Origin of the sequence: Mesorhizobium sp. M4B.F.Ca.ET.089.01.1.1 (assembly GCF_004022605.1) — a bacterium.
Classification (GTDB): Bacteria; Pseudomonadota; Alphaproteobacteria; order Rhizobiales; family Rhizobiaceae; genus Mesorhizobium; species Mesorhizobium abyssinicae.
The window spans coordinates 1-14,953 of the sequence record NZ_RZOS01000105.1 but is presented as its reverse complement, the minus strand read 5'-3'; the positions used below and the strand labels follow the sequence as shown (position 1 = coordinate 14,953).

Annotated in this window: 10 protein-coding genes; 4 read left to right on the top strand and 6 right to left on the bottom strand. The window is 60.4% G+C overall.

Annotation, left to right across the window (positions count from 1 at the left end; genetic code table 11):
• Positions 1-643: LysR family transcriptional regulator (locus tag EN780_RS12880; protein ID WP_133372610.1), on the bottom strand; the 643-nt coding region annotated here is incomplete at its 3' end.
• 234 nt (positions 644-877) lie between these two features.
• Between EN780_RS12880 and EN780_RS12875 the strand changes: the two genes are divergently transcribed.
• Positions 878-1,033, top strand: a complete 156-nt coding sequence (locus tag EN780_RS12875) for a DUF1127 domain-containing protein (RefSeq protein WP_128274125.1) — start codon at positions 878-880, stop codon at positions 1,031-1,033.
• 147 nt (positions 1,034-1,180) lie between these two features.
• On the opposite strand, the gene EN780_RS12870 is transcribed toward EN780_RS12875, so the two are convergent.
• From EN780_RS12870 to EN780_RS12855, 4 genes are all read right to left on the bottom strand, one after another.
• Positions 1,181-2,626, bottom strand: coding sequence for an adenylate/guanylate cyclase domain-containing protein (locus EN780_RS12870; RefSeq protein ID WP_128274123.1), 1,446 nt, complete (start codon positions 2,624-2,626; stop codon positions 1,181-1,183).
• A gap of 110 nt (positions 2,627-2,736) precedes the next feature.
• Positions 2,737-5,817 (bottom strand): adenylate/guanylate cyclase domain-containing protein, encoded by a 3,081-nt coding sequence (locus EN780_RS12865; protein ID WP_128274121.1) that lies wholly within the window; start codon positions 5,815-5,817, stop codon positions 2,737-2,739.
• A 97-nt stretch (positions 5,818-5,914) separates the two neighbouring features.
• Positions 5,915-7,777, bottom strand: coding sequence for a hypothetical protein (locus tag EN780_RS12860; RefSeq protein ID WP_128274119.1), 1,863 nt, complete (start codon positions 7,775-7,777; stop codon positions 5,915-5,917).
• 48 nt (positions 7,778-7,825) lie between these two features.
• The gene (locus EN780_RS12855) at positions 7,826-8,452 is read right to left on the bottom strand and encodes a nuclear transport factor 2 family protein (protein WP_128274117.1); all 627 of its coding nucleotides are present in this window, start codon (positions 8,450-8,452) and stop codon (positions 7,826-7,828) included.
• A 273-nt stretch (positions 8,453-8,725) separates the two neighbouring features.
• Between EN780_RS12855 and EN780_RS12850 the strand changes: the two genes are divergently transcribed.
• Positions 8,726-9,793 (top strand): M35 family metallo-endopeptidase, encoded by a 1,068-nt coding sequence (locus EN780_RS12850; RefSeq protein WP_128274115.1) that lies wholly within the window; start codon positions 8,726-8,728, stop codon positions 9,791-9,793.
• Between the two features lie 129 nt (positions 9,794-9,922).
• Here EN780_RS12850 and EN780_RS12845 read toward each other — a convergent pair whose 3' ends face one another.
• Entirely contained in the window at positions 9,923-12,301 is a 2,379-nt protein-coding gene (locus tag EN780_RS12845) for a mechanosensitive ion channel family protein (RefSeq protein WP_245499947.1), read from the bottom strand.
• A 294-nt stretch (positions 12,302-12,595) separates the two neighbouring features.
• Here EN780_RS12845 and EN780_RS12840 point away from each other — a divergent pair, with 294 nt between their 5' ends.
• Together EN780_RS12840 and EN780_RS12835 are read left to right on the top strand one after the other, a co-directional pair.
• Positions 12,596-13,810 (top strand): glycosyltransferase family protein, encoded by a 1,215-nt coding sequence (locus EN780_RS12840; protein WP_127283545.1) that lies wholly within the window; start codon positions 12,596-12,598, stop codon positions 13,808-13,810.
• A 1-nt stretch (position 13,811) separates the two neighbouring features.
• Positions 13,812-14,953 (top strand): glycosyltransferase (locus EN780_RS12835; RefSeq protein ID WP_133372609.1); only part of this gene is annotated, 1,142 nt, incomplete at its 3' end.

Genomic DNA, 14,953 nt, shown 5'->3' with positions numbered 1-14,953 from the left:
GTTCCCGCACCGAATGGGTGTTGTTGCCGCGCACCGCGATGCGGTCGCCGTGATGGGCTTGCAGCCAGCGCGCCGAGGCAACGTTTGCCCCTTCGCCGGTGACGCCGACGAACAAGCCGGCGGCGATGCCGTTGATCAGGTGGCGTCCGGAATAAAGGGCGTGGGCGACCTTGCCGCTCTGACGGCCAGCCAGCCACTGCTCGGTCGGGCGCTCGCTGCGGATGCCGACGTCGGCGGCACGACGTCCGATGTCGACCCGGTCGGTGGTGGTGACGAACTCCATCCTTATGCCGTCATCGACCGTCCAGACCTCGCCGATATGGGCGGAAATGAAAGCCGAGGTCCATGGCCCGGCCGAGACGCGGACAATGCGGTCGGGCAGGCTTCCTTCGCGCCAGCGGGTCAGCGACTGCATTGCCGCCTCGACGTCCTCGGCGCGCCGCAGCAATTCTTCGCCGACCGGGGTCAGCCGGTAGCCGGTCTGCTGACGCACGAACAGCGGCTCGCCGATCTGCTTTTCAAGCGCGGTGACGCGTCGTCCAAGGGTAGCTGCACTGAGGCGCGTGGTCGCCGTCGCCGCGCTCAGGCCACCCAGTCGCGCAACGTCGAGAAACAGCCTCAGATCGTCCCAGCCAATATCCATTTTGCAGAAATGAAAAATGCCTTGCGACCTTGGCTGTAGCGCGAAGCGGGCATCATCGCAAGTATGCAGCCATTGGCGGCCTTGGACAATCGTGCCTGGCGGGACAGCGGCAGGCGCCCAGGCTGGTCAGAAAGCCAGTGCAGTCCCTTCGGTCATGCACCCGCTTGCACAGGCTCTTTGCGTTTTCGAGAAACCCGGCGTGCGGGGGCATTCCGCGCGTCAAAGGAGACAATCATGTTGTATGAACTTCGAGACCGTTTCACCCGCTGGCTTGTCTATCGTCAGACGCTTGCGAGCTTGCGGCGGGTTCCGGACAGAACCCTGGCGGATGCCGGCATTTCTCGCGAACACATCCGTGAGCATGCCCGTCGCGCCAGCCAGTATCATTGAGATCACCGAAGTGGCGGCGCCAGATCCCGCCTTCATCGGCAGATCATGCATCTCGACGAGATTGGGAAGGCGCTGGCATCACCATGTGATGTTTCCAGCCTGCAGGCTGAACCGGTCGGCCGGCTTGGAGTCGGCACGTAAGCGTATCTATCCCCGCATGATGCGATAGACGGTTGCATCACCCTCCACGCCCCGAAGGGGCGCGTCAAAAGCAACCACGCGATGGCCGGCAAGCATTTCGCTGACCCCGGGCGCGGAATGGAGCGCCTCGGAAATGCAGATCTGGCCGGCTTCCGCCAGCGATTGCACGCGCGCGGCGACATTCACCGTCTGGCCGAAATAGTCGAGGTTGTCGTTGAGCGTCACGGCGATCGACGGTCCACAGTGGGCACCGATCTTGAGGATGATCCCTGGCCCGTGGTGCTCGCCGTTGAAGCGATCGATGTCTTCAAAGATGTGCAGCGCAGCCGAAATCGCATCCGACGGCTGCGAGAAGACTGCCATCACCGCATCCCCGATCGTCTTGACCACCGCTCCGGCATGTTGCTGCACCGCCGCGTTGACCAGGGCGAAATGCTCGCGGACCAAAGCGTAGGCGTTGAGGTCACCAAGCCGTTCATACATGGCGGTCGAACCCTTGAGGTCCGTGAACAGGAAGGTGATCTGCCGGATGCCGAGCCCCTCCTTCTCGTCGACACGTTCGGACCGGAAGAGCTGGCGGAAGGTCTGCCGCGCAAGCAGCGCTCCACCGGAAACATAGGGGTCGAAATCGAGCGCCGGCTTGGTCGTCAGCGCGACAAGCTCGGGCGGCCAGTTGATGGCAAGCAACGAACCTCGCACCGGCCCTCTGTTCGCGACCTCGATGACAATCGGACCGGGTGGCACGGCGGGCAACGCCGGCAAGAAGCGTTTGCCGTCGTAGTCGATCTTCAGGAGTGTCGGCGCAGATACCTGGTCGCCTGATATCGGCACCGCGAATGCGGCCTGCGTCTGCACGTTGACGCCCGCAAGCGCGCCCGGTCCCAGGTCGGCGCGGAGCACTGTGGTGGTGCCGGGCGGCAGAAACGTCATGCCCCGAACGAAGCCGCGCAGTAGGTCTAGAAAGCGAACGTCTTGCCCCGGTAGCCGCCCGTCATGTCCGAAGTGGAGCTTCCAGTGAAAATCCTCGACAGAGAGCGTCTCGGGATCGTGGTACGGCAGGCGCCGCAGCTTCGGCGATATCGAGAAGGTGACCTCGATGAAGTCGTCAAGGTCGGTGTCGCCGGATACGTCGCACAGGCCACAGACGTAGTGGGTCTTCAGCGTGCGCAGGGCGCCGAAACTATCGAGCACCATCCCGGACTGTGGACAGAGCACATCCCAGCTCATGTCGAACAAGCCGCAGCGGGCGGCATGAAGGAAGAGGTCGATTGCTTCAGGCTCGGCGATCGCGCGGTCGCGAGCAAAGGCCAACGGATTGACGCGATGGAGTGAGTGGTCGTCGGCGCTCCTGATCAGCGTCTCGAATTTCGAGATGACGCGTGGGCTCCAGGCTCGCGACTGCTCCACCTTGGTCATCTTGCTTTCGAGAAGACGATCGTTGACTACCGTCACGCCGGATCCTCAATCTTGATGGGCTGCGGAGGCTGCTGGAAACTTTCCAGCGAAATCAACAGCGGAGCTATCCGGCGCCCGCCGGCCGACAGTATGGCACAAGGCGTCGATCACGCCACGTCTGCTGCGATGAACCAATCGTTGATCTCCCGCAATTCCGCACGGGCCTCTTCGAACCTGCCCTGTGACCGCAATAGCTTCGCCAGACTGGTGGTCGCCTGCAGCTCCCAACTCCTGGCGTTCTGCCGCCGCGCAAAGGCAATCGCCTCGCGGAAAGAAGCCTCTGCCGTCCTTTCTCCCGCTCCGTTGGCAAGTTCGATCTCACCGCGAATGCGAAGCAAGGCGGCTGTAAAGTAATGCTCGCCGATCTTTTCGGCCTCGTGCAGACCTTTCTCCACGGTCTCTGCCGCTATATCGAATTGTCCAGAGTTCATGAAAGCCTTGGCGAGTAAACCCAAATAACACGACTTGTCGACCTCCTGATCTTCAAGGTCATTTTCGGTCAATGCCATCATGTGGCTTCCCGCCAGATTGTCATCGAGGTCCGATGCAGCCAGGCCGCCAAAAAAGCGCGCCACCCTTGCCCAGAGATTGAAGCCGTTTTCCTGCGCCAGTGGCAAGAGTTCGTCGGCCAGTCGAGCGATCAAACTGCTTTCTTCGCGGAAGGCGAACAGCACGCAGCCGTTTCCCAGGCAAGCGGCCAGGCGATAGGCGGGCTGCTGCCGAACGGTCGTCTCGGCCTCGAGGTAGAGTTTGAGCGCCTGACGGCGATATCCCAGAATATGCAAGGTCCAGGAAAGGTAGATCATGGCCATGCTTGGAAAGTCGCTGCCGACCTTGTCCGCGCTTTCCTTGTGGCTGAGAGCGCGCTCGAGATATTGCCGGGCCGCCACCAACTCGCCCTGACTGAACAGGGTCATCCCCTTGAACTGCAAACCTATGACGAGCGCGTTCAGGTAGCCGCCGTCCTCGCCAACCCGGATCAACTCATCGCTGGCTGCAAGGGCCTTGCCAAACTGGCCCGAGTTGAAATGGGTTCCGAAAAGCCCGTCGAGCGCCCTGATCGTCGCTTCCGGTTCGCCGAGCTTCCCGCTCAGTGCTATGGCCCGCTGATATGCGGCACTGCCTTCGCCGGTCACGTAGCCTTGCGCGGCGTAGAGCACGTCGCCCAGCTCCAGTTCGAAGCGAAGCAGCTTTCGGCTGCGATCGTCGGAATCGGGCAAAAGTTTCGCGGCTTCAAGCCCCTTCCTGAAGATACGCACCGCGTCAGCTTTTGCCCAAGTCTTGGCTGCCTTCACCCCTGCCAGCAGCCAGTAATCAGCGGCGCGATCGAACAGACCTGCGTCGGCGAAATGCTCGGCAAGCACTTCGGGACGGGCAAAAGCCGCGTTGCGGTCGCGCAGTTCGATACATTCGGCAATCAACCGATGAATCTGCTGCGCACGTTCGTGCAGCATCGTGCCTCTGGCGGCCTGCTGCAGGAGCACGTGGCTGAACGAAAAGCCCGCGCCGGCTGTCCCTCGCTCGGCGACGACCAGCCCCGTGCGCATCAGGTCGCCAACTGCGTTGCGCAGCTCCGCTTCGGGCCAATCGCAAATCTCGCGCAGTATGTCGAAGTCAAATTTTCGGCCGATCGCCGCTGCGATCTGCGCGACTTCCTTTGCTGGCCCCAGCCTGTCGAGGCGGGCAAGCAGCAAGAACTGCAGGGAGTTTGGAATGTTGTTCGTGAGTGACAAACGCTTGGGCTGCGCTGCGTCCAGCCGCAACCCTGTTTCGACCACGCTCCGGGTAAGCTCTTCGATATAGAGCGGGACGCCTTCACTGCGATCAAGCACCACTGAAACATCGGCGGCGACCGCGTTCGGACTAATGTCATGGACAATCGCTTCGGCATCCTCGCGCCCGAGCGCTTCAAGCCTGATGTGATGCACATCCGGCCTGTTGAACCATGGAAGGCTTGCGGTGTTCCTGCTCGATACGAGCAGCAGCGCGGGGGTCGCAGCCAGGCTGGCGACGATCTTGTCGAGAAGCTCGCGCGAGGTCGCATCGGCCCATTGTTCATCTTCGAACAAGATCAGGATCGGGGTGGTGCGCGCCAGATAACCGACCAGATCCATCAACGCCTGTTCGGCGATGTTGCGCTGCCGTTCGGCGCTAATTCCCTCGAGCCTGTCCGGCCTGGCCGTTGGTATGCCGAGCAGGCTTGAGAAGATCGCCAGCGCGACGTCGCTGGACACCGAACCCATCGACAATCCGTTGCTGAGCTTTCGGAGCTTTTCTTCCGTTGGATCACCGTCCTCGATCGTTGCGATCCTCTGCAATTCGGCGAGGAACGGATAAAGGGTGCTGTTCTCGAAGGTCGGAGAACATTGCATGGTCAGCTGCGGAAAGCTGCGCAGGCGCTGCTGGATCTCGTTGAGCAACCGGGATTTGCCGATTCCCGACTCTCCCGAGACCCACACCGCACTGCCGCGCCTGTCGCGCACGACGGTCTCCCAGCGCTCCATCAGCAGTCGCAGTTCGGCATTGCGGCCGCAAAGCCTGGTCATATGCGCGCGCTTTGCAAAACGGGTTGGCACCATACGCTGCCGCTGCACCTGCCAAACCTGGACCGGTTCGGCGAATCCCTTCAGCTCATGTTTGCCGAACCTGGTGAAATCGATTGCGCCGCTCGCCGCCTCGAAGGTCGCCGCGTCGACAAGGACCATATTCGGCTTGGCCAGTACCTGCAGCCGCGCCGCCAGATGCGCGACGTGGCCGAAGGCGACGGTGGATACGCCACTCGGCGCGCCGACGAACTCCCCCACCACGACCTGGCCGCTCGCGATGCCCACCCGCACTTGCAACGGATATCCCTGATTTGCCGAGATGGTGGCCACCGCATCGACGATCTCGAGCGCCGCCAGCACCGCGACCTCGCTGTCGTCCTCGCCAGCTATCGGATAACCGAAATAGGCCTGTATGGCGTCGCCGATGTAGCTGGCCGTCACACCCTTGTGGCGCCGCACGACGCTGCTGCAGGTCTGCAGAAAGCTCTCAATCAGGCGTTGGAAATCCTCGGGATCCAGGCGGTCGGCATATTCGGTCGACCCCACCATGTCGCAAAACAGGATGGTGAGATAACGCCGCTCCGCAACAGACTTCGCCGGGCCGGGCAAAATCGGGCTAGCCAATGGAACCGGCGTGGTCACGCTCCGGGACCCTCCTTGGTGCGGCGACCATTTAGCACTCGGTCATGTTATCGCAAATCGCGGCGCTCACCAGCCGCTTTCGATCGCGTCAGATGGATCATCGATGCTCGTCACACCGAACGTCGGCATAGACCAAATGGTCTGCCTCGCTGAATGCCGCTTGGCTTTGGTCGAAGCAGAACCGTTTGGGCACCAGCCGGATCAAGGTGCGTCGGTTGCATTCGCCAGGCAGATCGATCTGGAAGGTGCGCGGCGTCATCGACGGCGTCGGGTCGCTCCATTTCGTGTGGCCGGCAAACGAAACGTCCTGGACCAGCAAGCTGGAGCCGGCTGAACTGACGGGACCGGAGATGGCCACGGCGTCGGTTCCTTTTGCCTGCTCGATGCTCGGATATTCGCCGCTTTGCGGTGGATCCCCGTTTGCCGGAATCGCGCCGGCGCCGACTGCCACATTGATCCTGACATCGTCGCGCTCAGGAACGCCACCGTAGCTGTTGCGAAAGGTCCAGCTTACGCGAAGGACAGGCGTCTTCACCGCCGCTCCGGGCAGGGGAGGCAAAACCTGAATCCCGGCATCGGCGAGCGAAGAGCCTTCATCCTCCGCCTCCGGCGCCGGGCAGCCGGTGTAGAGCGGGCGGTAGCCGCACTCGGAGCCGCCGGCTCCCCACAGACAGTCGCTCAGCTTGCGCCAGTCTTCCGAGCTCAGTCGCGGCGCGCTGGAGGACAGGTCATTGCCCGGCCCCGGCAACATCCAGGGATGGATGCCACCGCTGCCGACCGCCCAGTTCGTGCGGTGTGCTTCTATCTCGGCGTAGACGACCTGTTCCTCGTGCAACTCGAGCAACTGGACCCAGGTCGGCAACGTGACTGTCGGCTCGTGCCCCGCCGCGTCGGCGGCAAAACGGCGGCCCGTGACTTGTGTGGTAAGCGTGTGGCAGCTTGTGCAGTTGCCCGTCGGATCTTCGACCGTCCTGGCTTGGCTGAGTTCATTGCGGTAGGTGCCGGTGTAGCCGGAGCCGACCACGCGGAACGGCGCGTCCGGCAACCGCGGCCGGTGCGGTAGAAAATCGCCCAGGCTGAAAGCGGTCGATCTGGAATCGCCGGCCGAACGGAAACCGACCCTGCTCTGCGCAATGTGCGGATCGATCACATAGGGGCTTTTGTTGTCATGGCATGCATGGCACGAGATCTGGAACGTCGGATCATAGATTTTCTCCGCCGTGTCCCTTCCCGCTTCATCGGAATAGCTGCGCCCGCCCGGCGGAACGAAGGGCTTTGACCAATCGAACTGGCTCTGGTCTTTGCGGCCGTCGAAGAAGACAATTTCTCCGGATTTCCGGTTGAACCCGATGGTGCCGAAGACGGAAAACCTAGGATCCGACCGCGTCCAGTAGGGATCGGTGCTGACCTCCTGGCTGATATTCGATTTCCTGCAGAGGAACAGCCATTCGACGTTGTCGCGCACGACCCTGACGACACGTGAGTTAAGCCCACAGTAGGTCGTGCTGCCGGTTAGCGAAGGCTTGTCGCATTTGGGCAATGTCGCCGTCCATTTCACCACCTCTCCGTTCGCGTTCCTGTGCTCGAACTCCAGCGGAGTGCCCGGTTTTTTCGAATTGGGCTTGAGGTCGACGACATTGCCGTCGACTTCCAGTGGGATGACCTTCATTTGCGGGCTGTCGCAATCGCCGTCGGGAATAGGACCGAACACCGCCCGCGCTTCATCGCCAGACCTGGTTATGACGTCGGTGCTCTTTGAGGCTGGCGCCCAAAAGATGTCGGGGTTCCATCGCGTAACGGCGTTGGCGAACGACTTCGCATCCAGGTCGTCCTGATCGGAGCCGTGCCTCTCACCGGCTTGCGGCGTCGATACGAAAGCTGCATGTCGAAGCCCGATCGTCCCGGATATTAGGACAAACACAATGCCGAGGACCGCAGCGATCAGCGCAACGGCACGCATTTCAGCCCACTGGAGCGGGCCAGTGAACCCACGGCCGATCTCTGGGCGTCACCGCTTCTTCGCTTCGACAGAGCCAGCAGCATAGTCGGCGTGGACTGTTAGCGATTGAAATCGCCACGTGTCGTCGTCGCCCTTTACAAAAGTCGCCCGGGCATCCGCCGAATAGTCAAGAACCGGTGCCGGAAAGTGGGAGCCCTGCAGAGTGACCAGGACTATCGATTTGGTGTTCACCGTCTTGCCCGTGTCGTCAACGTTGAACAAGGTGTTGGTCACGATATGCCGGGTCTGAAGGCTATCATTCTTCAGTTTATCAAGTATTATTGTCATCTGACCGAGGAGATCGGTTGCCGACTCCGGGCCAAGGCCGAACGTCAACTTGAGGATACTGGCGTCTGTACTGCAAATCTCGTAGTAAGATGATTTCGGCTTCGCAAAGAGGCCAGCGAACGCGGCTGCGTTTCTTTCGTCGATCGTCCAGGCATAGCGGGACAAAAGATCTAGAATTGCCTGGCGATCTTCGGCCGGTGGATTCTTGATATTCCAGCCATAAGTAGCATCTGTTCCGCATGAATCAGCTAAAGCAGTGCCGCCGAAAGCTAAACAGAACCCACAAACCAGGGAAAAATACTTCAAAATCGCGCAGTTAGTGATTATGCCTTTCCAACGCTCGCTCATGATGGCCCCCTCTGATGGAGCTTGATGGGAAAGTACCTATCTATCTTATACCAGCCCTAAAAAGGTGTCAGCCGGAATCGATGGCATGCAAGGCCACGGACATGATTTCGCATTCCTGTTTTTTTGAATTTGCGGTAAGTTGCAATGCCCGGCCCGCACCAATTTCATTCCTAACTTGCAACGTAGGCCGTGGGCGCTTCTGGTATGTTATCGCAGACTAAAAACTCACGTAGACGGCAACAAGGTCTAATTGTGGTTATATAGGAGCATAAAATGCCGAGTATCGTCCGAAATATTGTATTGATACTTGCATGCTTTTTTAGCGTTGTGCCCTTGACGTTTGCGCAGCAGAATCAAGAAGTTGAGATAGTTCTGCAATCGCGCCTGACTTCTTTTGGAAACGATACTCCCCTAATTATTGACTTTACTCTCACGAACCGGTCACGCAGCCCGATCAGGCTGCTCAAGTGGACCTTGCCGATCGACGGCGTCTCGGGCGAAATTTTTTCAGTGACGAGAGGGTCGCAGCCAATTCAGTATATTGGCCCTTTGGTGAAGCGAGCAGAACCCACCGAGGCTGACTTTATCAATATCGAACCCGGACAATCGATTTCGGTGCCCGTCGATCTGTCATTGTACTACGCCATCTATGAAGCAGGGAACTATGCGGTTACCTATGATACAGAGCGAGTGGGCCTGCTGGTTGGCCCTCCGGGTGCCCTGAGACGCGCCCAGGTTCTGAGCAACGCCGCCACGTTCAGGCTTCTATCCGGTCGAATTCCTCCGGAACGGATACCGCTCTCGGCACCCACATTCGACCAGTGTGACGGCTCTCAACAGGCTGATATTGGCGCTGCGCTGGCGGAAGCAAACAACATAGCTTCGGCTGCCCTGCAGGTTTTGCAGGGCACGCCCTCTGCCCAGCAACCGAATTCCCAACGATATCGGACATGGTTTGGGGCGCATACCGTAGGACTGTACGCAAAGGCCACTGGAAATTTCTCGAAGATTGCGGATGCTCTTGCAAACAAAGCAATATCGTTTGGATGCCACGGCAGCCGCTGCGGGCCGGGAGTCTATGCGTATATGTTCCGTAATCAACCTTATAATATTTTTGTTTGTCAAAAGTTCTGGTCAGCGGCTCTGAAAGGAACGGATTCAAGATCTGGAACGATTGTACACGAAATTAGTCACTTTGAGGTCGTCGCCTCCACGGCCGACTATTCCTCCGGCGGTCAAAATTTCGCCAAGCAACTCGCGGTTGAAAACCCGCCGCAAGCTACAGAAAATGGCGATAGTCATGAATACTTTGCCGAAAATAGCCCCGAGCTTCCGATGTGAGGAACACCACACGCAACTGATCTTGCGGGGATGCCGTATTGCCATCGGAACGAGCAAGGATCGCCGAGGGTTGCAGCCTCGTTGATGCAAATCGACATTCCGCTGCGACCAGCGGGCGTCACAGCTTTCCTACTCCGTTGTGCTGGCTTTTTTTCTGCGCCGATTGGTATGCGACTGCGCAACGGCCATCTTTAGCTCGGGTGTGATCTCCACAGGCGCATTCTCTGCCCCATGTGGGTTCTGCAGCCCCTCGACGTGGACGGTCGGGAATGGGAGTTCGATGCCCTGTTCCTTGAAGGCCTGGCGGAGGCGTAAAAAGAATCTGCCTTTCATAGCGAAGGCGCCTCCCGGTCTGGTTGTGACCTTGACCCTCAAGACGATGCCGTACTCACCGAACTCCTGTACGCCCTGCATCTTGATCGGTTCGATCACCCAGTTTTTGAATTCGGGATCTTCCGCCAGCTCCAGGCCTATGCGCTTGATCAGCTTACGAGCGAAGTCGATGTCGGTGTCATAGCCGACGGTGATGTTGAATTTGTCGGTAACCCAGTCGCGGCTCTGGTTCTGGACGGCTCCGAGTTCACCGAAAGGTATTGTGAACAGCGGGCCGCGATGGTGCCGCAGCTTCACGGAGCGCAGCGAAAAGCTCTCCACCGTACCCCTGTAGCTGCCCGATGAAATGTATTCGCCGACGCGAAACGCATCGTCGAGCAGATAAAACACGCCTGAGATCACGTCCTTGACGATGGTTTGTGCGCCAAAACCCACGGCGACGCCGACGACGCCGGCGCCGGCGATCAGCGGGCCGATCTGGATACCAATTGAGGCGAGCATCATCAGCACCGCCATAACGACGATCACTGCGAGCAGAATGTTCTGGATGATGGGCAACAGCGTGCGCAGCCGCGCCTGCTGCGGATCGAGGGTTGGGATGTCCTCCTCGCCGATCACCGCATGCGGCGTTTCGATGCCCAGCTTTCGTTCGATCAAGGCCTTGATGATCGACCAGCCGAAATCGGCGGCAAGAGCAATGACAATGACATTGATCAAGCCGCGCAATATGAGCGTGGTGGTCGTATCGCCGTCTCGCATGGCCTGCATGTCCAGACCCCAGACACGCGCAAGAAGGTAAGCCGCCGCCAGGATCAGGATCATCCGGATTCCGCGATCGATCACAGCGATCGTCACCGCCGGGATCGTAGGCCGGCCGGCATCTTCCGAACCCGGCCGCAGAACGAAATTGACCCCGCGCTGCGTCAGCACGATTGCAAAAGGCAGGACGAATGCGGCCAAGGTAAACCAGAACCACGTGTACAGGCCGACGATGCGCTCCAGGAACAGAGCGACGAAATAGGCAGTCAACAGCCATGTCGCTGCCGTGTGGCCGTGCCCATCGCGCCGTGTCCTTGGCCGGCGCCAGACGGCAAGCAGCAGGAGCACCAGCAGCACGAAATCGGCGCCCACCGACAGCACCATCATGCCGTCACGGTCGATGCCGAGACCCGGTAGGAGGATAAAGGCGGCGGCGAAGAAGGCGAAGACGCCGACGATCCGCGTCAGCCAATAGGACCAATGGTCGGCCGTCTCGTTGGTGACCGGCAAGGCACGAACCTCGACAGCGTTCTCGACCTGCATGAAGGAAGGGACGAGCAGGGCTATGAGGTACGTGCGCACCCCCCATGTAACGACTGCAGCCATCAGGAATGTCAGCACGATCTCACGGATGAGCATTGGCCAGTCGAACAGCATGAACGCGCCGGCGCTGCCCAGCGCGAACGAGACGATCAGCAGGCTGGAATAAAGCAGGCGGCCACCAATCTTCTTGGCCCGCCCGGTCGGCGTATCCTTCGATTGCGCGATAATCCAAAGGCGAAATGGACGCGTCAGCTTGTACGTTGCCCAGGTGAGCGCAAGGCCGGCAGCGATGAAAATCGCGATCAGCATCAATACGCCGGCAGGTCCCCTGCTGGACATATCCTCCATGGTCGCTTCCCGAACGCGCGCGAATTGGCCGGGCAGCGAGGGCAAAGTTCGCACGATCCGTTCGATGTGATGCTTGATCCGATCGAGCGTCGAGGATGCCATCGTGTTCATCTGGCCCGGTGCGGCCGCGGCGTCGGACGATGCGTCAGCCGGTGAAGCGCCTGCCGCGGCAGGGGCTGCCGTTGAGCCGGCGTCCTGATTTCGTTGTTCGGCCACCCAGGCCTTCACCGACGGATCGTCGAGAAGCTCGAACAGCTGTTTGACCCTTTCGGGCGGGACGGTCGCCGGCGCCTGGGCCTGTGCCGGACCGGCCAGGAAGAGGGCTATCCCGACGACAAGCGACCCGGCAATCAGGACAAACATCGCGGTTAGATATCGGAGACGTCGTGCCGGACGCGCCGGATTCCTGGCTCCCAATCGTCGAATCATGAGCGGCATCGCGCTGTAGCCTTCCCTCAAAACGGCAAGCAAGACATCCATGCCCGTCGTTGCTCCTACCTTGAAGAAGCCCATGTTGTGGTGCAAGACGTCATCATTGCGAGCTAGACAATTGCGCGATATCGCCGCGCGTCCGTGCCCACAACGAAGTGTGATTCTGGAGTGAATAGCGCCATCGGGCCTTTCGCGTTCGCGCCGGTCGGCGCAGTGTGCAGAGAAGTCGGTGGGTTCGCGGATTGCTAGGCGATCTGCGGCTTCTTGGGTGATTCAAATTGAAAATTGCGCCTTCATGTTTCAAAACAGGTCGGTAGACCAGGATGGTTTCGGAGCCTGCGGGTCGGTGACGGCCCTCAAGGCGAGAATTCGAAAAGACGTTCAACAATGACCCAGCACGCAGAAAACACTCGAATTCTCATGTACAGCCACGACACGTTCGGGCTCGGCCACCTGCAGCGCTGCCGGACTATCGCGCATTCGCTGGTCGAGGATTTCCGCGGACTTCAGGTGCTAATCATTTCGGGTGCGACCATCGCTGGCGCCTTTGATTACCGCGCCCGTGTCGACTTCGTGAAGATCCCCAGCGTCATCAAGTTGCGCAACGGCGAATATACCTCGCTGGAAAAGGATATCGATCTGCACGAGACGCTAAGGATGCGCCAGTCGATTATCCGCCACACGGCCGAGAGCTTTCGGCCGGATATCTTCATCGTGGACAAGGAACCGCTCGGCCTGCGCGGCGAGATCGAGGACACGCTGTCCTACCTCAAGACGCGAGGCACCACGCTCGTGCTGGGCCTGCGCGAGGTGATGGATGCGCCGCATCTGCTCGAAGCCGAGTGGGCACGCAGGGATGTGATGCGAAAGATTGGCATGTTCTACGACAAGGTCTGGGCCTATGGTCCGCCGGATTTCTACGATCCGTTGACCGGCCTGGATGTGCCGCCGGCTGTCAGGGCAAAGATGACCTTCGTCGGTTTCCTGCAACGGAGCCTGCCGCGGAACGAGTTGCCCGGCCATCGGCCCGAGGGCGACTATATCCTCGTTACCACCGGTGGCGGGGGTGACGGCGCCGAACTGATCCACGACGTCATCGATGCCTATCAGCAGGATCCGCAATTACAGCACAGGGCGCTGATCGTGCTTGGGCCTTACATGCCGGCGCGCAAGCGCAACAAGCTGCTCAGGAAGGGGTCCAAGATCCCCTACATCAAGATCATCGAGTTCGACAACCGCATGGAAGACCTGATTGCCGGCGCCAAGGCGGTTGTGGCGATGGGCGGTTACAACACCTATTGCGAGATCCTGTCTTTCGACAAGCCGGCGCTGATCGTGCCGCGCATCGAACCCCGCGAGGAACAGCTGATCCGCGCGCGGCGTGCAGCAGAACTCGGCCTCATCGAGATGCTTTTGCCGGAAGAGGCCAAGGATTCTCAGCGGTTTGCCGATGCACTGGTGGCGTTGCCGGACCGGCCTCGCCCGTCGCAGAGCAATCCGCATCTGACGCTGGAAGGGCTGCCTCATATTTCCGAAATCGTCGCGGAACTGCTCGACCGGCGGGCCGGCCATCACCTTTCGGTCATCGAAGGATCGAACTGAGTTGCAACGTCGCAAGATCGTCGTGGTTCTGAAGGGGTATCCGCGGCTGTCGGAAACCTTCATCGCGCAGGAACTGCTCGGACTGGAGCGTGCGGGGTTCGACCTGGTACTCGTCGCGCTCAGGCGGCCGACCGACGCGAAACGCCACCCCGTGCACGACGAGATCAAGGCGCCGGTCCATTATCTGCCGGAATATCTGCATCAAGAGCCGCTTCGCGTGGTTCGCTCGCTGTTTGCCTGTCTGCCGCGCCCGGGCTTCTGGCGCGCGCTCGGATCGCTGGCCACCGATATCCCCCGCGACTTTACGCGCAATCGCGTGCGCCGCTTCGGGCAGGCACTCGTGCTGGCGGCCGAATGGCCGCAGGACGCGGGATGGTTGCATGCGCACTTCGTGCACACGCCGGCATCGGTGACGCGCTATGCCAGCCTGCTTCTTGGTCTGCCCTGGAGTTGCTCGGCCCATGCCAAGGACATCTGGACTTCGGAGGACTGGGATCTGGCCGGCAAGCTGTCCTCGGCGCGTTGGACGGTCACCTGCACAAAAACAGGCTTCGACCGTCTGAAGGAACTCGCCAGCGGCAACTCGTCCGTGCATCTGAGCTATCATGGGCTCGATCTTGATCGCTTCGGCAGCTTCGGCGAGGCGCGAAAGCAGCATGACGGATCGGCGCCGGGCGAACCGGTTGTCGTTCTCAGTGTCGGGCGCGCCGTCGAAAAGAAGGGTTACGATACCTTGCTGGAGGCCCTTGCCCTCCTGCCAGCCGATTTGGCGTGGCGTTTCGAGCATATCGGCGGCGGCGAGGAACTGGAACGGCTCAAGGCGCTGGCGCGAAGGCTCGGTCTGGATGGTCGCGTCTCCTGGAAAGGTGCGCTTGCGCAGGAGGAGGTGCTTGAGCACTACCGAAGCGCCGACATTTTCGCCCTGGCCTGCAGGATCACAGCAAATGGTGACCGGGACGGCCTGCCGAATGTTCTGGTCGAGGCGGCCAGCCAGCGGCTTGCCTGCGTGTCGACCGACATTTCCGGCGTGCCGGAGCTTTTATCGCCGGATGAAACCGGGCTGCTGGTTCCGACGGAAAACCCGATTGCCTTGGCACAGGCGCTGGAGCGCCTGATCCGTGATCCCGCGCTGCGCGCTCGCCT